Origin of the sequence: Sphingomonas olei, from assembly GCF_045369765.1 — a bacterium.
In the GTDB taxonomy this organism is placed as follows: Bacteria; Pseudomonadota; Alphaproteobacteria; order Sphingomonadales; family Sphingomonadaceae; genus Sphingomonas; species Sphingomonas panaciterrae.
This window is the reverse complement of sequence record NZ_JBIQEU010000006.1, coordinates 140683-158667: the sequence shown is the minus strand read 5'-3', so window position 1 is coordinate 158667 and position 17985 is coordinate 140683. Positions and strand designations below refer to the sequence as shown.

16 protein-coding genes are annotated in these 17985 nt (G+C 68.4%); 11 read left to right on the top strand and 5 right to left on the bottom strand.

Annotated elements, in window-relative coordinates; all coding sequences use genetic code 11:
• Positions 1–24 precede the first annotated feature (24 nt).
• Positions 25–720 carry a winged helix-turn-helix transcriptional regulator gene (locus tag ACH0BU_RS09555; RefSeq protein ID WP_145117600.1) on the bottom strand — a complete coding sequence of 232 codons (696 nt, stop codon included), beginning with the start codon at positions 718–720 and terminating at the stop codon, positions 25–27.
• A gap of 63 nt (positions 721–783) precedes the next feature.
• Here ACH0BU_RS09555 and ACH0BU_RS09550 point away from each other — a divergent pair, with 63 nt between their 5' ends.
• The 6 genes from ACH0BU_RS09550 (at position 784) to ACH0BU_RS09525 (ending at position 4627) form a co-directional block, all read left to right on the top strand.
• Positions 784–1218: a VOC family protein gene (locus ACH0BU_RS09550; RefSeq protein WP_296218861.1), complete on the top strand. Its 435-nt coding sequence runs from the start codon at positions 784–786 to the stop codon at positions 1216–1218.
• 86 nt (positions 1219–1304) lie between these two features.
• Positions 1305–2003: a glutathione S-transferase family protein gene (locus ACH0BU_RS09545; protein WP_296218862.1), complete on the top strand. Its 699-nt coding sequence runs from the start codon at positions 1305–1307 to the stop codon at positions 2001–2003.
• Positions 2000–2713 carry a DUF1428 domain-containing protein gene (locus tag ACH0BU_RS09540; protein ID WP_046409675.1) on the top strand — a complete coding sequence of 238 codons (714 nt, stop codon included), beginning with the start codon at positions 2000–2002 and terminating at the stop codon, positions 2711–2713. The genes ACH0BU_RS09545 and ACH0BU_RS09540 overlap by 4 nt, the downstream gene beginning before the upstream one ends.
• Positions 2714–2731: 18 nt before the next feature.
• Positions 2732–3517, top strand: a complete 786-nt coding sequence (locus tag ACH0BU_RS09535; RefSeq protein WP_296218863.1) for a VOC family protein — start codon at positions 2732–2734, stop codon at positions 3515–3517.
• Complete coding sequence (locus ACH0BU_RS09530; protein ID WP_136450879.1) at positions 3514–4014, top strand: VOC family protein; 501 nt, start codon at positions 3514–3516, stop codon at positions 4012–4014. The genes ACH0BU_RS09535 and ACH0BU_RS09530 overlap by 4 nt, the downstream gene beginning before the upstream one ends.
• Positions 4007–4627, top strand: a complete 621-nt coding sequence (locus ACH0BU_RS09525) for a dihydrofolate reductase family protein (protein WP_296218864.1) — start codon at positions 4007–4009, stop codon at positions 4625–4627. The genes ACH0BU_RS09530 and ACH0BU_RS09525 overlap by 8 nt, the downstream gene beginning before the upstream one ends.
• Positions 4628–4686: 59 nt before the next feature.
• Here the strand turns inward: ACH0BU_RS09525 and ACH0BU_RS09520 are convergent, their stop codons facing one another.
• Complete coding sequence (locus tag ACH0BU_RS09520; protein WP_046409550.1) at positions 4687–4986, bottom strand: hypothetical protein; 300 nt, start codon at positions 4984–4986, stop codon at positions 4687–4689.
• A complete protein-coding gene (locus tag ACH0BU_RS09515) occupies positions 4986–7844 on the bottom strand; it encodes a M16 family metallopeptidase (RefSeq protein ID WP_296218868.1) in 2859 nt (952 codons plus the stop codon). Before ACH0BU_RS09515 ends, ACH0BU_RS09520 begins: the two co-directional genes overlap by 1 nt.
• A gap of 124 nt (positions 7845–7968) precedes the next feature.
• On the opposite strand from ACH0BU_RS09515, the gene ACH0BU_RS09510 reads away from it, so the two are divergent.
• The 5 genes from ACH0BU_RS09510 to ACH0BU_RS09490 all read left to right on the top strand — a co-directional run bounded on the left by ACH0BU_RS09510 (position 7969) and on the right by ACH0BU_RS09490 (position 13840).
• Positions 7969–8430: a MarR family winged helix-turn-helix transcriptional regulator gene (locus ACH0BU_RS09510; RefSeq protein WP_296218865.1), complete on the top strand. Its 462-nt coding sequence runs from the start codon at positions 7969–7971 to the stop codon at positions 8428–8430.
• Positions 8427–9893 carry an efflux transporter outer membrane subunit gene (locus ACH0BU_RS09505; protein WP_500263990.1) on the top strand — a complete coding sequence of 489 codons (1467 nt, stop codon included), beginning with the start codon at positions 8427–8429 and terminating at the stop codon, positions 9891–9893. Before ACH0BU_RS09510 ends, ACH0BU_RS09505 begins: the two co-directional genes overlap by 4 nt.
• Positions 9890–11041 (top strand): HlyD family secretion protein, encoded by a 1152-nt coding sequence (locus ACH0BU_RS09500; RefSeq protein WP_296222841.1) that lies wholly within the window; start codon positions 9890–9892, stop codon positions 11039–11041. Before ACH0BU_RS09505 ends, ACH0BU_RS09500 begins: the two co-directional genes overlap by 4 nt.
• A 50-nt stretch (positions 11042–11091) precedes the next feature.
• Complete coding sequence (locus ACH0BU_RS09495; protein ID WP_314471968.1) at positions 11092–12648, top strand: DHA2 family efflux MFS transporter permease subunit; 1557 nt, start codon at positions 11092–11094, stop codon at positions 12646–12648.
• 61 nt (positions 12649–12709) lie between these two features.
• Complete coding sequence (locus ACH0BU_RS09490; protein ID WP_296221080.1) at positions 12710–13840, top strand: acyl-CoA dehydrogenase family protein; 1131 nt, start codon at positions 12710–12712, stop codon at positions 13838–13840.
• Between the two features lie 42 nt (positions 13841–13882).
• Here ACH0BU_RS09490 and hslU read toward each other — a convergent pair whose 3' ends face one another.
• Positions 13883–15178: an ATP-dependent protease ATPase subunit HslU gene (hslU, locus tag ACH0BU_RS09485; protein ID WP_046409542.1), complete on the bottom strand. Its 1296-nt coding sequence runs from the start codon at positions 15176–15178 to the stop codon at positions 13883–13885.
• Between the two features lie 53 nt (positions 15179–15231).
• Positions 15232–17826, bottom strand: a complete 2595-nt coding sequence (gene mutS / locus ACH0BU_RS09480) for a DNA mismatch repair protein MutS (RefSeq protein WP_296221093.1) — start codon at positions 17824–17826, stop codon at positions 15232–15234.
• Positions 17827–17985 lie beyond the last annotated feature (159 nt).

The following is a 17985-nucleotide window of genomic DNA, read 5'->3' as shown; positions in this document are numbered from 1 at the left end:
CTGCCTTAGGCCCGTCGCCGGTGGTTATTCAACCTTTGCCTTTGCCGGCAGATGGAAGAGATCGATGAACTGACGGGCGAGCGCACGGTTGCCGGCGAACACCAATTCTCCGGCCGCCTCCGCCTCCTCGATCGGCCATTTGCCATAGACGATGTTGGCCATGATCCGCGCATTGGTGGTGAAATGCACATCGGCCTCCCCGGCCCCGCGGACGATCGGCAAGTCGCCGTCGACCAGCCGGGCGAGGAATGATTCGGCCCCGAAGGTGAAGGCGACGGTGCAATCCGGGCACGCTTTGGCCTTAACCGGATCGATCATGGTGCGAAGCGACAGCATCATCGATGCCGAGGATAACGGCAGCATCGGATCATGATCGGGCGATCGCGCGGCCCAGGCGCCCAATGCCTTGATCGCGCCTTCCGCCTCATAGCCCCAGGCGGTGAGTTCATAGACCTGCACGCTGGCGGGCGGCGGCAGCCGGTGCCGTTTCAGGATGCGTGCGGCCTCCAGCCCCTCCAGCCGCTGGGTCAGGACATTGGCGCTGATCCCGGGCAGCGACGCCTTCAACTCGCCGAAGCGGCGCGCGCCGAACATCAATTCGCGCACGATCAGCATCGACCAGCGCTCGCCGACCAGTTCCATCGCCAGCGCCGTGCCGCAGGCGTCATCATACCATCGGCGCCGGCCCAGAAACACCGCAGTTACTTTTTCTGACTTCATTGTTGCTTTTAATAACTACGAGGCGCACAAACCACAAGCAACGAGTCGCAAGGGAGAGGTGCGATGGCGAGAATGATCTTCGTCAATCTGCCGGTGAGCGATGTGGCGCGCGCCACCGCCTTCTACGAAGCGCTGGGGTTTCGCCGGAACCCGATGTTCTCCAACGAACAGGCATCAGCGATGGTGTGGTCCGACGAGATCAACGTGATGCTGCTCGATCGTGCTTTCTACGCGACCTTCACCGACAAGACGCTGATCGACGCGCATACGACCTCGGGCGTGCTCCTCGCCATCTCGCAGGATAGCCGGGAAGAGGTGGACGCCATCACCGAGGCTGCCTTGGCGGCCGGCGGGCGGGAGACGCGCGAGCGGCAGGACATGGGCTATATGTACGGGCGCGCGTTCGAGGACCCCGACGGCCATGTGTGGGAGCCGATGTTCATGAACATGGCCGCCGCGCAAGAGGCGATGGGGCAGCCGGACACGACGGCCGCCTGACGAGCACCGGGAAGAATGAGCGCGCGCCCCTGAACCGCCGCGCCCGCCCGGACACGCCACGACACAGAAGGACGAGGAGCGAGAGGATGGAACGGCCAAGGATTACCGCGTTCGATTGGGTGCCGCCCTTTGCCGAGGGGCAGGTGCGCGACCTGCGGGTTCGCTGGGCGCTGGAGGAAGTGGGACAGCCCTATGACGTCACCTATCTGTCGCAGGGCAGCCAGAAGCATCCGGAGCATCGCCAGCGCCAGCCGTTCGGGCAGGTGCCGACCTATGAGGAAGGCGATCTGGTGCTGTTCGAATCGGGCGCGATCGTGCTGCATATCGCCCAGCGCCACGGCACGTTGCTGCCGCAGGAGCCGGGCGCGCGGGCACGGGCGATCGAATGGATGTTCGCCGCGCTCAACACCGTCGAGCCGCCGATCATGGATCATGCCATCGCCACCCTGTTCGAGGCGGACCAGCCATGGTCGCGCCCACGGCTGCCCTCGGTCGAGGCGCGAATCCACGAGCGACTGGAGGAACTGTCGCGCCGCCTGGGCAATCGCACCTGGCTGGAGGACGATGTGTTCACCGCGGGCGACCTGCTGATGGTGTCGGTGGTGCGCATCCTGGAGGATGACGGCTACCTCGATCGGTACGACAATCTGCGCGCCTATGTCGCGCGGGGGACCGACCGGCCGGCGTTCCAGCGCGCGCTGGCCGACCAGCTTGCCGGCTTCACCGGCGCGCCGCCGCCGGAAATCGCCAAATGGCTCGCGGCGCGGGAAGGAGCGGCGGCATGACCTATGTCGATGGCTTCGTGGTGGTCGCGCCGACCGCCAACAAGGATCGCTACATCGCCCATGCCGAGGCAGCGCGGGTGCTGCTGCGCGAGTTCGGCGCGACGCGCAACGTCGAGGGATGGGGCGATGACGTGCCGCGTGGCGAGGTCAACGACCTGTGGGGCGCAGTCGATGCGCGCGACGGCGAGACCGTCCTGTTCAGCTGGATCGAATATCCCGACAAGGCGAGCCGCGACGCCGCCGGGCAGCAGATGATGAGCGATCCGCGGATGGAGCAGCTGGGACCGATGCCGTTCGACGGCCAGCGCATGATCTTTGGCGGGTTCGAGGTCATCAGCGAGGCGGGGCCGGGCGGCGATTGCGGCTATGTCGATGGCGTCGTCCTGCCGGTCGCGGTGGCGCGGCGTGACGACTATCGGCGCTTTGCCGAAACATCCGCCGCCGCCTTCCTCGATCATGGCGCCACTCGCGTGGTCGATGGGTTCGGCGACGACGTGCCGGTCGGCAAGGTCACCGATTTCCGCCGCGCGGCGCGGGTGCAGGATGGCGAAACCGTCGCCTTCGGCTGGATCGAATGGCCATCAAAGGCGGTGCGCGATCGCGGCTGGGAAGCGCTGATGAACGATGAGCGGCTGTCGGGCGGCGGCGACCGGCCGTTCGACGGCAAGCGCATGATGTTCGGCGGCTTCGTACCCGCCGTCGATGGCTGAGCGAGCGGGAGGAAGGCGATGCGCAACGGGCATGGAACGCCGATCTGGTACGAATTGCTGACCACCGATCCTGACGCTTCGGGCGAGTTCTATCGGCAGGCGATCGGGTGGACGATCGGGCCGAAGCCGTCGGAGGGACCGGATTACCGGATGCTCGTGACGGCGGACGGCAGCAATGTCGGCGGGATGATGTCGCTCGATCCGGCGATGGTGGCGGGCGGCGCGCGGCCGACATGGCTGTTCTACATCGGGGTCGACGATGTCGATGCGACGGTGGCGCGGATCACCGCGGCGGGCGGCAGTATCCACCTGCCCGCGTTCGACATGCCCGGTGTGGGCCGGCTGGCGATGGTCGCCGATCCGCAGGGCAACACCTTCTACGTCATGCGCGGCGCGGTCGACGCGCCCAGCACGGCGTGGGAGCGGACCGGCATGGGCAAGTGCAACTGGCACGAACTGGTCACCAACGATCAGGCGGCGGCCAACGCCTTCTATGCCGACATCTTCGGCTGGACCTTCCCGGGGAAGATGCCGATGCCCGAGGGCATGGGCGATTATGTCTTTGCCGCCGTGGGCGAGGAGACATTCGGCGCGACGATGCAGGTCAACCAGCATCAGCCGACGCCGGGCTGGCTGTTCTACTTTCGCGCGCCCGACATAGAGAAGGCAGCCGCTGCCGTGACGGCGGGGGGCGGCACCGTCCACGCCGGGCCGATGGAGGTACCCGGCGGCGACCGGGTGATCGTCGCCAGCGATCCACACGGCGCATCGTTCGGCATCGCATCGCCCGGAGACGCATCATGAGCCACGACAAGATGGTCACCTGCCTCTGGTTCGACCGGGGAGAGGCCCGTGCCGCCGCGCAATTCTATGCCGCGACCTTTCCCGACAGCCATGTCGACAGCATCCAGACGTCGCCCGCGGACAATCCCTCGATGGCTGCGGGGGGCGAGCTGACGGTCGAGTTCACGTTGCTCGGGCGCCGGTTCCTCGGCCTCAACGGCGGCCCGGCCTTCTCCCCCAATGAGGCGGTGAGCTTCATGGTGATGACCGAGACGCAGGAGGAGACCGATCGCTATTGGGATGCGATCGTCGGCAGCGGCGGGCAGGAAAGCGATTGCGGCTGGTGCAAGGATCGCTGGGGCTTTTCGTGGCAGATCACGCCCCGCGCGCTGATGGAGGCGATGGCTGATCCCGACCGCGCCGCCGCGAAACGCGCGATGGAGGCGATGATGACGATGCGCCGGATCGACATCGCAGCGATCGAACGGGCACGGCGGGGTACGGCGATCGATGCGTAGGATCATCGGCGGCCTATTCCTCTCGATCGACGGGGTGATCCAGGCACCCGGCGGGCCCGAGGAGGACCCGAGCGGCGGCTTTGCCCATGGCGGGTGGATGGCGGGCTATGACGATGACGTCACCGACGCCTTCATCGGCGAGCATATCATGGGAGCCGAATACGACCTGCTGCTCGGCCGGCGCACCTATGACATCTTCGCCGATTACTGGCCGCGCCACCGGGACAATCCGGTCGGCGAGCGGTTCGCCCGGATCACCAAATATGTCGTGACGTCGACGCCCGGGACGCTCGGCTGGGAGGGATCACAGGCGCTGGTCGGCGATCCGGCCGTGGCGGTCGCGCGCTTGCGGGAAGCGGACGGGCCCGATCTGCTGATCCAGGGCAGCGGCCAGCTTTACCCCGCGCTGCTGGGGGCGGGGCTGATCGACCGGCTGTTCCTGACCATCGTGCCGATCATCCTGGGGACCGGGCGGCGTGCATTGACCGGCGGGGCGCCAGCGGGGCTGCGGCTGGTGGATCACCGGGTGAGCGGCACCGGGGTGATCATGGCCGTTTATGAGCGTGACGGCGCGGTGCGCACGGGGGACTTTTCGCGTCAGGACGACGCCTAACGCCCATGGGCGCCAATCGCACCACCCCGACCGATCGATCGGGGCGGCGCGCGCCTGGTTCAGGCGGTGCGGGTGCCGGTCAGCGGGAAGCTGCCGAACGCGCCGGCGCCGACGGTGCCCGAAACGGTGTCGCCATCGATCGTCACGTTCATGTCGAGCGTCATCGGCATCGGCACGGTCATCTGCTGCTTCCAGGTCAGCGTGTTGCCGTTCACCTCACCCGAAACATCGGCAGCGCCCATTGCGCCCGAATTGGTGCCGGTGAAGGTGTTGCCGTCGCTCTTTACGGTCAGCGTCGACTTCTGGTCGCCCAGCGGGGACTTCACCACAACGTCGTAGGTGCCATCGACTCCAGCCATCATTTTCTCTCCTGTGGGGCGCCCGCCACGGACGCAGCACTCATCACCTCAACCGGCAGTCCGATGCTGTCAAGTTGCGGCCGGACCACCTTGGCATCACCCACCACGACCCAGACGAAGCGCTCGGGATCGATGACGCTACGGATTGCGCCGGCCAGTTCGTCGCGGGTCATCGCGCGATAGGCCTGCGGCAGGGTCGTGTAATAATTGTCGGGCCGCTGGTAGAGGTCATTGGCCTGCATCGCGCTCAGGACATCGCCGGCGGTCTCGAAATTGCCGGCAAGCGATCGAATCGCGCCGGTGATGCTGCGATCGAACTCCGCCTGGGTCAGCGGCTTGTCACCGACGAACGCGCCGATCTCCTGCCGCAGCGAGGCAATCGCCGGGCCGGTCTTGTCCGCCTGCACCGGCGCATTGACCAGATAGGGCGCGGCAAAGGCGTTGCGCTGGAACGCGCCATAGGCGCCGTAGGACCAATGCTTCGTCTCGCGCAGGTCCATGTTGATCCGGCCGAGGAAATCGCCGCCCAGGGCGTCATTGGCGGTGATTACCGGCAGCAGATCCTGCGTGCCGCGCAGGCTGGTGCGCAGCGCGCCGGTGATGCGCGACTGCGGCGAATCCGGCCGGTCGACCAGGATGATGCGCGGTGCCGGCAGGCTGCGATCCTCGCGGAACACCTTGGTCCCCGCCGGGCCGGCGCCCTGCCAGTCGCCAAGCCGGGCGTTCAGCACCTGCTGCACCTCCGCCATCGGCCGGTCGCTGACGACGAAGATCTTGGCCTTTTCGGGCCGCAGCCAGGCGCGCTGGAAGGCGATCAGATCGTTGCGCGTCAGCGCCTGAACGGCCGCGGCGTCACCCGTGCCCACGTTCTTGGCATAGGGGCTGCCCGCGCCATAAGCGATCGGCGGCACGATGCGCTGGGCAATGCCGGCGGGATCGGTCAGTTCCTGCGCGATCTGCGCCAGCACCTGCCCGCGGACGCGCGGCAGCTCGCTTTCCGGGAAGGTCGGCGCGCGCAGCAGGTCCGACCAGATGTCGACGGCCGGCGCAAGATTGGCGCTCGGCGCACGGAAGCTGATGGTGGTGCGATCGGGCGACGAACCGGTGAAGATGTCGAGCCCCAGCCGCTCCTTCGCCTCTGCAAGCTGGATCGAGTTCAGCCGCGGCGTGCCCTCGTCGATCATCGCCAGCGTCATCGCCTGCGTGCCCAGCCGGTTCGCATCGTCGGCGGCGGTGCCGGCGTCGAAGCTGGCGACGATCTGAGTCACCGGTACGGCGGTGCGCTGCGCATAGACCAGCTCGATCCCGTTGCGCAGCTTGGCCCGCTGCACCGTCGGGAAGGAAAGCGCGCCGACCTCGCCCACCTTGGGCATCGGTTCGCGCGTACCCTTGGCGGCCACCTCCGGCGCGGCGGTCTGCGGCGCGGCCGGCGGCACCTGCGCCTCATCATAGGCATCGCGCTCACCGGGAACGACCGTCAGCGTGTAGCCGGGGCGCGCCAGCCACTGCTGCGCCGCCGCCTTGACCGTTGCGGGCGTCTGCGCGGCAAGCGCGGCGAGCTGTTTCTTGTAGAAGCCCGGATCGTTGGAATAGAGCGCGCCTTCGGCCAGCGCGACCGCCTTGCCGCCGAAGCCACCGACCGATTCCAGCCCGCCGATGCGGCGCGACACCATGGTCGTCAGCGTGCGCTGCACTTCATCGGCGGTCGGGCCGTTGCGGACGAAATCATCGACCAGTTCGTCCAGCCGCTTCTGCACCACCGCCGGATCGACGCCGGGGCGCACCACCGCCTGGACGGTGAAGGTGCCGACCTGCGCGAAATCGGAATAGTTCGCGCTCACCTGCACGGCCGTCTTGTCGCCCTTCACCAGCGCATTGTCGAAGCGCGAACTGGCGAGGCCGCCCAGCACATAGGCCGCAACCTCGAGCGCCGGTGCCGCCGGATCGTTGAGGCCGGGCACGGGCCAGCTCTTGACGATCAGCGGTGCGGCGACCCGGTCCTTCATCACCTCGCTCTTGGGCTGCGCCAGCACCGGCACCGGCGCATTGGGCGCGACGCTCTTGGGACCAGCCTTGATCGGGCCGAAATATTTGGTGGCGAGCCGGCGCGCGGTGGGAACGTCGATGTCACCGGCGAGCACCAGCACCGCATTGTTGGGGCCATAATGGTCGCGGAACCAGCTCTTCACATCATCGAGCGACGCGCGGTCGAGATCGGCCATCGAGCCGATGGTGCTGTGGCCATAAGGGTGATCGGCCGGGAAGGTGCCCTCGATCAGCTTGTAGGAGACCAGGCCATAGGGCTGGTTGTCGCCTTCGCGCTTTTCATTCTGCACCACGCCGCGCTGCTCATCGAGCACCGCCTGCGAGATGGCGCCGGTCAGCCAGCCCATGCGATCGCTTTCGAGGTACAGCGCCTGTTCGAGCGCCGCGGTCGGCACCGTCTCGAAATAATTGGTGCGATCGAAATAGGTGGTGCCGTTGAGATCGGTCGCGCCGACCTGCTTCAATGGCTCGAAGAAATCGCCGGGCGCATTTTCGCTGCCGTTGAACATCAGATGTTCGAACAGATGCGCGAAGCCCGTCTTGCCCTTCGGCTCATGCTTGGAGCCGACGTCATACCAGACGGACACCGCGACGACCGGCGCCTTGCGATCGGTGTGCACCACCACGCGCAGCCCGTTGGGCAGGGTGAACTGCTCGTAGGGAATGTCGATCGCCTTGACGAGATCGGCGACCGGCGCGGCCTTGGGGAGAGAGGCAGCACGCGCCGTGGCGGCGGGGGCGGCCGGGGCATTCTGCGCGAAAGCAGGCATGGCGAGCGCAAGCGCCGCGGCGCTCGCGGTGAGACGGATCATCAGACGCAAGGCGGAAGACTCCATACAGATGCGCCAGCCTAACGCTGCTCGTCGACCGGCGAAAGCCGGCAACGTTTCGATACAAATATTGACTGCCGAAACAATCATTGCCTAAGCAACGGATATGATCTTCACCGACTCGTCCTTCTATCCCGATGTGTCGCCCGGATATCTGGTGCGGGTGATCCATCAGATGAGCGTGGCGGCGATCGACCGTGCGCTGGCCGAAGATGGGATGACGGCGACCCAGTGGATGACGCTGGTGTCCCTCTACTTCGATCATGCCGATACCTGCGCCGGGCTCGCGCGGCGGATGGCGCATGACAAGGGCGCGATGACGCGCATCATCGATCAGATCGAGGCGAACGGCTGGGTGCTGCGCCAGCGCGATCCCGACGACCGGCGAGTCGTGCGGCTGACGCTGACCGACGCCGGCCGGGCGGCGGCGCTTCCCGCCAAGCAAAAGGTGATCGCTTGCTGGAACGGCTTTCTCGCGGACTGGAGCGAGCGAGAGGTGGAGGATCTGGTGCACATGCTGCAGCGCCTGCGGAACACCATGGAGGAAAGCGACGCATGTCAGGGATGAGCGTGGCAACCCTGGCTGACGCCCGTCGTCGCCGCAGTGCGCGGTCGCTCGCCGTGCTGGCGCTGTTGTCGACGGGACTCGCCGCCTGCACGCCGCCCGATACCCGGCCGCAGCTGACGCAGCGTGCGCCGGCCGACCTCGGGCTGAGCAGCGCGCCGATGCCGGTGATCGATCCTGCCTGGTGGACGGCGTTCGGCGATCCGCAGCTCGACCGTATTGTCGCCGATGCGCTGGCCGGCAGCCCGACGCTCGACGCCGCGCTCGCCCGGGTGCGCCAGGCGCAGGCGACGCTGGCGCGCCGTGATGCCGAGCGCGGGCCCGATCTCACCGCCGACGTGACCGCGCAAGAAGCGCGCATTTCGGGCCGTTACACCATCCCGCCGCCGTTTGCCGGCAGCGTGCGCTTCCTTGGCAATGCGACGGCGAACCTGTCGTGGAACCTCGACCTGTTCGGACGCCAGCGCGCAGCGATCGAGGGCGCACGTGCCGCGCTCGAAGCCACCGCGCTGGATGCCGAGGCGGCGCGGCTGATGCTGGCCGGGTCGATTGTGTCGACCTATGCCGAGGTTGCCCGGGCCGAGCGCGTCGGCGCGCTGGCGGCACAGACGATCGCCACGCGCGAACGCGCCGTGCGCCTGATCAACGTGCGCCGCGACAACCGCCTCGCCAGCCAGATCGACGTGCAGGCAGCCACCACGTTGCTGGCGCAGGCGCGCGTCGCGCTGACCCGGGCGGAGGCGGCGCGTGTGCTGGCGGTCAATGCGCTGGCGGCGCTGGTCGGACGCGGGCCGGATTATGCCGCCGGCATCGGTGCGACGCGGCTGGCCGATCCGGCCGGGCTGCCGCTGCCCGCGACGATCCCGGCCGACCTCATCGCGCGCCGCGCCGACATTGCCGCCGCCGCCGCGCGGGTCGATGCGGCCGCCGCCAATCGGCAGGTCGCGCGGCGCGCCTTCTACCCCAACGTCAATCTGATCGCGCTCGCCGGGCTTCAGGCAGTCGGCATCGGCAATCTGTTCGACCCCGAAGCGGGCACGCTGGGCGCGGGCGGCGCGCTGCACCTGCCGATCTTCGATGCGGGCCGATTGCGCGCCGATCTGGACAACGCCACCGCCGGCGTCGACGTGGCGATCGCCGACTACAACACCAGTGTGGTGCGCGCCGTGCGCGAGGCCGCGGATGCGCTGGCCGCCATCGACGCCGCGGCCAATGAGGCGCGCGCACAGGCCGCGGTGGTGCGGGGCTTCGCCGAAACCAACCGGCTGAACGCCATCCGCATCAGCGCCGGGCTCGACTCCCGGCTGAGTGGCATCGACACCGATATCCGCCTGCTCGATGCGCAATTGGCCGAAGCGACGCTAGCGGTCGACGCGTTGGCGGCCCGTGCGCGGCTGGCCGTCGCGCTGGGCGGCGGCTTCGATCCTTCCCGACCGACCCCCTTCACGCGGACCCCGACACCATGACCGACACCGCTGCACCGCCGCCGCCCGCGGGCCGCCCCCTGCTGCGCCGCCGGCTGCTGACGGCCCTTGCGATCATCGTGCTGGTCGGCCTCGCGATCTGGGCCGTGTTCCACTTCCTGCTGGCAAAGCCCGAGGAGGAGACCGACGACGCCTATGTCGCGGGCGACGTGGTGGCGATCACCGCGCGCGACCCCGGCACGATCGTGGCGCTTCATGCCGACAACACCCAGGCGGTAAAGGCGGGGCAGCCGCTGATCGACCTCGATCCCACCACCGCCGACGTCAACTTGGCTGCTGCCGAGGCGGAGCTGGCACGGGCGGTGCGCGGCACGCGATCGGACTTCTCGCGCGTCGGCGAGGCGAACGCGGCCGTGGTCCAGGCGGAGGCGCAGCTCGCCGCGGCGCGCGCCGATTACGCCCGCCGCGAAGGCGCGGCGCGTGAAGGCGCAGTATCGGGCGAGGAACTGAGCCACGCCGCCGACCAGGTGAAGGTCGCCAGCGCCGCGCTCAATCTGGCGCGCAGCCGCCGCACCCAGGCGCAGGCCACGGTGCAGGGAACGGCCGTCGGGACCAACCCCGCAGTGCTCGCCGCCATCGCCAATTACCGCCGCGCCGCGATCGTGCGCAGCCACATGCATATCGTCTCGCCGATCGACGGGGTCGTCGCGCAGCGCCAGGCGCAGCTCGGCCAGCAGATCGCGGCCGGTACGCCGCTGATGGCAGTCGTGCCGCTCGGGCGCTTGTGGGTCGATGCGAACTTCCGCGAAACGCAGCTGAAGGACCTGCGCATCGGCCAGCCGGCGACGGTGGTCGCCGACGCTTATGGCGACGAGGTGGTGTATCACGGCCGCGTCGTCGGTCTGTCCGCCGGCAGCGGCAACGCTTTCGCCCTCCTCCCGCCGCAGAATGCCAGCGGCAACTGGATCAAGATCGTTCAGCGCGTTCCGGTGCGGATCATGCTCGACCCGAAGGAGCTTCGCGCCAACCCGTTGCGCATCGGCCTGTCGGTGATGGCCACAGTAGATACTGCGGACACCAGCGGGCCACGCCTGGCCCAGCCGGCTGCTCAACCTTATCGCGGCTCCATCAGCGAGGCGGATCCGGCGGTCGAGGCGAAGATCGCCGAGATCATCGCGGCGAACCGCTGATCCGATGACGCGCGCCCGTTCCACGCCCGGATCAACGAAAGCGCGGCCACATGGCTAGCGCGGCGGCCCCCGCTGGCGCTGGTCCGGTGCCGCTGTCGGGTGCGCGGCTCGGCCTCGTCGCCTTCGCGCTGGCGCTCGGCACCTTCATGATGGTGCTCGACACCACCATCGCCAACGTATCGCTGCCCACCATCGCGGGCAATCTCGGCGTCAGCTCGGACAATTCGACCTGGATCGTCACCGCCTTCGCCGTCGCCAATGGCATTTCGGTGCCGCTCACCGGCTGGCTGATGCGCCGTTTCGGCGTGGTACGCACCTTCTGCACCTCGCTCGCGCTGTTCACGCTGGCCTCCTTTCTGTGCGGCATCGCGTGGAGCCTGCCCTCGCTGATCGCGTTCCGGGTGCTGCAGGGCGCCGTCTCCGGACCGATGATGCCGGGCAGCCAGGCCCTCCTGATCTCGGTATTCCCGCCGGAAAAGCGCGCCACTGCGCTGGGCATCTGGTCGATGACGACGCTGGTGGCGCCGATCATGGGGCCGATCCTCGGCGGCTACATCTCCGATAATTACCATTGGAGCTGGATCTTCCTGATCAACGTGCCCTTCGGCATCTTCACCATCGCGATCTGCTGGTCGAACCTGAAGAACCGCGAGACGCCGACCGCCAAGGTCCCGATCGACACGATCGGGCTGGTGCTGCTGGTGCTGTGGGTCGGCTGCCTTCAGGTGATGCTCGATCTCGGCAAGAACGCCGACTGGTTCAACGATCCGATGATCGTGGTGCTGACGGTGATCGCCGGGGTCGGCTTCGTCGCGTGGCTGATCTGGGAACTGACCGACGCCAACCCGATCGTCGACCTGTCGCTGTTCGCCAACCGCAATTTCGCAATCGGCAACCTCGCTTTCTGCCTTGGCTATGCGGTGTTCTTCGCCAACATCCTGCTGCTGCCGCTCTGGCTGCAGACCCAGCTCGGCTACACCGCGACGTGGGCGGGTCTGGTCGCCGCGCCGAGCGGGATCGTCGCGGTGCTGCTCACTCCCTTGAGCGCGCGCCTGTCGGGCAAGATCGACGCGCGGATCCTCGCCAGCGTCGCCTTTGTCGCCTTTGCGATCAGTTACTGGATGCGCTCGGGGTACACCACCTACGCCGGGTTCTGGGATTTCGTGCTGCCGCTGCTGGTGCAGGGCGTCGCGATGTCGACCTTCTTCCTCGCCATGCTGACCATATCGCTCGATCGCATCCCGCCCGAGCGCCTGCCATCCGCCACCGGCCTTTCCAACTTCACCCGCATCGTCGCCGGTGCCTTTGCCGCATCGATGATCACCACCGCCTGGGACCGCCGCGAGGCGCTGCACCAGGGGCGCCTGTCCGAAGTGATCGGCAACGGCACGCCCTATCAAATGGCGAGCGAGGCGCTGATGAACCTGGGGCTGAACGCAACGCAGGCAGCGGCGGTCATCACGCGGCAGATGGTGGGGCAGGCGTATCTCCTCGCCTCCACCGACCTCTTCCGCCTCTCCGCCTGGCTCAGCGCGGCGCTGCTGATCATCGTCTGGTTCTGCCGCCGCCCGGCCGCCAATGGGGCGGGTCCTGTCGCCGCCGACTGAGCCTTGCGTCCTCTCCCGCGCCAATTCATAGCGCGTTCCAAGAATAAGTCGGGAGAGGGCTATGGATCTTTCGCTCAGCGACGAGCAGGTGATGCTGCGTGACACGCTCACGCGCTATCTGGCGCAAAGCTTCGCGTTCGATCCGCATCGGCCGCGCGACGCCGGGGCGCTGTGGCAGGCGCTTGGCCGTGATCTCGGCGTGCTCGGCGCGTCGCTGCCGGTCGAGGCGGGTGGCCTGGGCGGAGGCGCGGTCGAGACGATGGTGATCGCCGACGCGCTGGGCGAGGCGCTGGCGCCCCTCCCCTATATCGAGACGGCCGTGATCGCCGCAGGGCTGCTGAAACGCGCCGGCGGGGAACGGGCGACGGCGCTGTTGCCGCAGCTGGCCGACGGCAGCGTACGCGCGGTCCTCGCCGCGGGCGAGGCTGACAGCCGGCAGGCGCTGGAGGCGGTCACGACGACGGCGAAAAAGAATGCGGACGGCTGGGCGATCAATGGCGAAAAGGTGGTGGTCGCGGGCGCGCCGGGGGCCGAGTGGCTGCTGGTTACGGCGCGGACGTCGGGTGGCCCGCGCGATGTGCGCGGTGTCTCCTTGTTCCTGGTCCCCGCAGATGCCGCCGGCCTGTCGCGGCATGATTATGCGCTGATCGACGGCCTGCCCGCATCCGACCTGACGCTCAGCAACGTGACGGTGCCGACGGACGCGCTGCTCGGCGCGGAAGGGGGCGCGCTGCCGCTGCTGGAACAGGCGCGGGATGAAGGGATTGCCGCCTTATGCGCCGAGGCCGCCGGGCTGACGCGAAAGCTGCTGGCGGATACCGTCGCTTACACCAAGGAACGCAGGCAATTCGGCCAGCCGCTCGCCAGCTTCCAGGCGCTGCAGCATCGCATGGTCGACATGTTCATTGCCGTCGAACAGGCGACCTCCGCGGCGTATCTCGCCGCGCTGCATGTCGAGGGACCGGCCGAGCAACGCGCCCGCGCGGTCGCGGCGGCCAAGGCGACCGTGGCGGACGCGGTCCGCTTCGTCGGCCAGAATGCGGTTCAGCTTCATGGCGGCATGGGGATGACCGACGAGCTGGCGGTGGGCCATTATTTCCGCCGCGCCACCGCGATCGAACAGCAGTTCGGCGCGGCTGACCATCATGCGAAACGCTATGCCGCGCTGATGCGGCAGGAACTGCAACTCTGAGCGGCGAGCGGGCGGCCACGCAGCGGGCCGCCCGCCCGTCGATTACAGCACGAAGCGGCTGAGATCGGTGTTGCGCGCAACACCGGCGAGATGCTGCTCGACATAAGCCGCATCCACCGTGACCGAGCTGCCCGCGCGGTCCTCGGCGTCGAAGCTCACTTCCTCCAGCAGCTTCTCCATCACCGTCTGCAGCCGGCGGGCACCGATATTCTCGATCTCGCCATTCACCTCGGCCGCGATCCGCGCCACCGCGCGAATGCCGTCCTCGGTGAACTCGACGGTCACGCCCTCGGTGCCGATCAGCGCCTTGTACTGCGCCGGCAGCGATGCCTTGGTGTCGGAGAGGATCGCGACGAAATCATCCTCGGTCAGGCCCTTCAGCTCGACGCGGATCGGCAGGCGGCCCTGAAGCTCGGGCAATAGGTCGCTCGGCTTGGCGACATGGAAGGCGCCCGACGCGATGAACAGGATATGGTCCGTCTTCATCGGGCCATATTTGGTCGAGACGGTCGTGCCCTCGATGAGCGGCAGCAGGTCGCGCTGAACGCCTTCGCGGCTCACCGAACCGCCGCGCACGTCACTCACCGCGATCTTGTCGATCTCGTCAAGGAAGACGATCCCGTTCGCCTCGGCATCGGCCAGCGCGACGCGGCTCACCTCGTCCTGGTCAAGCCGCTTGTCGGCCTCTTCCTCGACCAGCTTTTCCCACGCCGCCGGCACCAGCAGCTTGCGCCGCTTGGTCTGCCCGCCGCCCAGCTTGCCGAACATTTCGCCAAGGTTGATCATGCCCATCTGGCCGCCGCCCGGCATTTCGAACGGCATCTGCGGCGCGACCTGAAGCTCAAGCTCGATCTCGGTCTGGTCGAGATGGCCGTCACGGAAGCGCTGGCGGAAGCTCTCGCGCGTCGCCTGGCTGGAATCCTTGCCCACCAGTGCATCGAGCAGCCGGTCCATCGCCGCTTCCTCGGCCTTGTCCTTCACCGCGTTGCGGCGGCGTTCCTTTTCCAGCCGCACCGCTTCCTCGACCAGGTCGCGCGCGATCTGCTCCACGTCGCGCCCGACATAGCCGACCTCGGTGAACTTGGTCGCTTCCACCTTCACGAACGGCGCATCGGCAAGCTTCGCCAGGCGGCGGCTGATCTCGGTCTTGCCGCAGCCGGTCGGGCCGATCATCAGGATGTTCTTGGGCGTCACCTCGTCGCGCAGATCGGGGCTGAGCTTCTGCCGGCGCCAGCGGTTGCGCAGCGCCACCGCAACGGCACGCTTCGCGTCCTTCTGTCCGATGATATGCGCGTCGAGCGCGGCGACGATTGCCTTGGGGGTAAGTGTGTCCTTCATCGCGCCCGCATATCGGGGCGCGGTGGCAGGGGATCAAGCGGGCGCGCGTGCCTTCACGCCTCCCGTACGATCCCCTTCAGCCGATAGAGCTGGTCCAGCGCCTCGCGCGGGGACAGCGCATCGACGTCCAGCTCCTCCAACGCCGCGCGCAGCGGGTCCACCGTCTCCTCCGGCACGGCCGCCGCCGCCGCAGCGAACAGCGGCAGGTCGTCCAGCCCCGCGGCCAGCCCGCCGGTCTTCGCGCGCCCCGCCTCCAGCTTCGCCAGCACCGCCTTGGCCCGTGCCACCGTCGCCGGCGGCATTCCCGCCAGCCGCGCGACGGCAAGGCCATAGCTGCGATCCGCCGGCCCGTCGGCCAGTTCGTGCAACAGCACCAGTTCGCCCTTCCACTCGCGCGCCCGCACATGGTGCAGCGACAGCGCGTCGCACCGCTCCGCCAGCCGTGTCAGTTCGTGGTAATGCGTCGCGAATAGGCAACGGCAGCGATTGTCCTCATGGATCGCCTCCACCACCGCCCAGGCGATGGCAAGGCCGTCATAGGTGGAGGTGCCGCGCCCCACTTCGTCGAGGATGACGAAGCTTTGCGGCGTCGCCTGCGCCAGGATCGCCGCTGTCTCGACCATCTCGACCATGAACGTGGAGCGCCCGCGCGCCAGATTGTCCGAGGCGCCGACGCGGCTGAACAACCGGTCGACCAGCCCCAGCGTCGCGCTGGTCGCGGGCACATAGCTTCCCGCCTGCGCCAGCACCGCGATCAGCGCATTCTGCCGCAGGAACGTCGACTTGCCGCCCATGTTCGGCCCGGTGACGAGCCACAGCCGCGAGCTTTCGGAAAGCAGGCAATCATTGGCGACGAACCGCTCGCCAGCCTTGGCCACCGCCGCCTCCACCACCGGATGCCGCCCGCCGAGAATCTCGAAGCACGGATGCTCGACCAGAGCGGGCCGCGCCCAGCCGCCTTCGGCGGCGCGCTCCGCCAGCCCGGCCGCGACGTCGAGCCGCGCCAGCGCATCCGCGGTCGCCGCGATCGGCTCCGCGCGCGCCAGCGCCGCAGCGATCAGATCCTCGAGATGCGCCGCCTCCGCCGCCACCGCGTGCGCGCCGGCCTGAGTCACCCGGCTCGCCACTTCGTGAAGCTCGGGTGCGTTGAAGCGCACCGCCCCGGCCATCGTCTGGCGATGGGTGAAGCCGCTGTCGGGCTTCATCAGCGCCTCGGCATTCTTCGCCGGCACCTCGACATGATAGCCGAGCACATTGTTGTGCCGGATCTTGAGTGCATTGATCCCGGTTTCGGTGCGATAGCGCGCCTCCAGCGCCGCAATCGCCTTGCGCCCGCCCGACCCCGCGTCGCGCAGATCGTCGAGCGCCGCGTCATAGCCCTCCGCAATGAAGCCGCCGTTCGCCGCATCGATCGGCGGCGAGGGCACCAGCGCGCGCTTGAGGAGGTCGATGAGCTCGCCATGACCGCGCAGCCGCGGCGTCAATTGCGCGAGCAGGTCGCCACCCGCACCATCGACCAGCTGCGCCTCGATCGATTGCAGCGTCTCCGCCAGCAACCACGCACCGTCGAGGCCATCGCGCAATTGCCCCAGATCGCGCGGGGAGCCTCGTCCCGCGACCAGCCGCCCGATCGCGCGGCCGATGTCGGGCAGCGCGCGCAACCGCTCGCGCAGGCGGGCGCGCATGTCGCCATCGTCGTGGAACAGCGTCACCAGCGCCAGCCGCGCCTCGATCGCGGCCCGGTCCATCAGTGGCGCACCGATATCGGCGGCGAGCAGACGCGCGCCCGCCCCCGTCACCGTGCGGTCCACCGCATCCAGCAAACTGCCCTTGCGCGTGCCGCCGGCGGTGCAGGTCAGCTCCAGGCTCTCGCGCGTCGCCGCATCGATCGCCATCGCCTCGGCGCTGCGGCGGATCACCGGCGCGCGCAGGAACGGCAGCGTGCCCTTTCCATTATGGTCGAGGTAGGCGATCAGCCCGCCCGCCGCGGCAAGCATCGCGCGGTCGAACTGGCCGAAGCCGTCGAGCGTCGCCACGCCGTGCAGGCGCTTCAGTCGTTCTTCGCCGCGCGCGCTGTCGAACTCGCCGCGTGGCCGCCACACCGTCGCCGGCGCGTCGCTCCCTTCCGCCGCGACCACTTCCGCCGCCGCCAGCCGGGCGAGCTCCGCGCCCAGCGCCTGGGGCGAACAGGCGATCACCTCGAACCGCCCGGTCGACACATCCGCCGCCGCGATCGCGACGCCGCCCGCCGCCTCGCCCACCGCCACGCACCAGTTCGCGCTGCGCGCATCCAGCAGCGCTTCCTCGGTCAGCGTCCCCGCGGTGACGAAGCGGATGATCGCGCGGTTGACCAGCGCCTTCGATCCACGCGCCTTGCGCGCTTCCTCCGGGCTTTCGGTCTGCTCCGCGATGGCGACGCGATGGCCCGCCTTGATCAGCCGCTGGAGATAGGCCGTCGCCGCATGGACCGGCACGCCGCACATCGGGATCTTCGCGCCGGCATGTTCGCCGCGCGCAGTCAGCGCGATGTCGAGCACCTGGCTTGCGATCCGCGCATCCTCGAAGAACAATTCGAAGAAATCGCCCATGCGATAGAACAGCAGGCAATCGCCCGCTTCTTCCTTCAGCGCCAGATATTGCGCCATCATCGGCGTCGGAGCGGTGGGTTCGGCCATGATTTTCCGGGTGTCGAAACGGATGAGGTGCGGATGCGGGTAGGCGGACGCAGCGCCGCCCGGCGATCACCCCCGTCTAGCCAGACATGCCGCCGCTGACGAGTGGCGCTTTGGCCGCAAGCATCGGGACGC

Coding starts and splice junctions, on each gene's coding strand:
- ACH0BU_RS09555 (WP_145117600.1), bottom strand. CDS start 720: ATGAAGTCAGAAAAAGTAACTGCGGTGTTTCTGGGCCGGCGCCGATGG.
- ACH0BU_RS09550 (WP_296218861.1), top strand. CDS start 784: ATGGCGAGAATGATCTTCGTCAATCTGCCGGTGAGCGATGTGGCGCGC.
- ACH0BU_RS09545 (WP_296218862.1), top strand. CDS start 1,305: ATGGAACGGCCAAGGATTACCGCGTTCGATTGGGTGCCGCCCTTTGCC.
- ACH0BU_RS09540 (WP_046409675.1), top strand. CDS start 2,000: ATGACCTATGTCGATGGCTTCGTGGTGGTCGCGCCGACCGCCAACAAG.
- ACH0BU_RS09535 (WP_296218863.1), top strand. CDS start 2,732: ATGCGCAACGGGCATGGAACGCCGATCTGGTACGAATTGCTGACCACC.
- ACH0BU_RS09530 (WP_136450879.1), top strand. CDS start 3,514: ATGAGCCACGACAAGATGGTCACCTGCCTCTGGTTCGACCGGGGAGAG.
- ACH0BU_RS09525 (WP_296218864.1), top strand. CDS start 4,007: ATGCGTAGGATCATCGGCGGCCTATTCCTCTCGATCGACGGGGTGATC.
- ACH0BU_RS09520 (WP_046409550.1), bottom strand. CDS start 4,986: ATGGCTGGAGTCGATGGCACCTACGACGTTGTGGTGAAGTCCCCGCTG.
- ACH0BU_RS09515 (WP_296218868.1), bottom strand. CDS start 7,844: ATGATCCGTCTCACCGCGAGCGCCGCGGCGCTTGCGCTCGCCATGCCT.
- ACH0BU_RS09510 (WP_296218865.1), top strand. CDS start 7,969: ATGATCTTCACCGACTCGTCCTTCTATCCCGATGTGTCGCCCGGATAT.
- ACH0BU_RS09505 (WP_500263990.1), top strand. CDS start 8,427: ATGAGCGTGGCAACCCTGGCTGACGCCCGTCGTCGCCGCAGTGCGCGG.
- ACH0BU_RS09500 (WP_296222841.1), top strand. CDS start 9,890: ATGACCGACACCGCTGCACCGCCGCCGCCCGCGGGCCGCCCCCTGCTG.
- ACH0BU_RS09495 (WP_314471968.1), top strand. CDS start 11,092: ATGGCTAGCGCGGCGGCCCCCGCTGGCGCTGGTCCGGTGCCGCTGTCG.
- ACH0BU_RS09490 (WP_296221080.1), top strand. CDS start 12,710: ATGGATCTTTCGCTCAGCGACGAGCAGGTGATGCTGCGTGACACGCTC.
- hslU (WP_046409542.1), bottom strand. CDS start 15,178: ATGAAGGACACACTTACCCCCAAGGCAATCGTCGCCGCGCTCGACGCG.
- mutS (WP_296221093.1), bottom strand. CDS start 17,826: ATGATGGCGCAATATCTGGCGCTGAAGGAAGAAGCGGGCGATTGCCTG.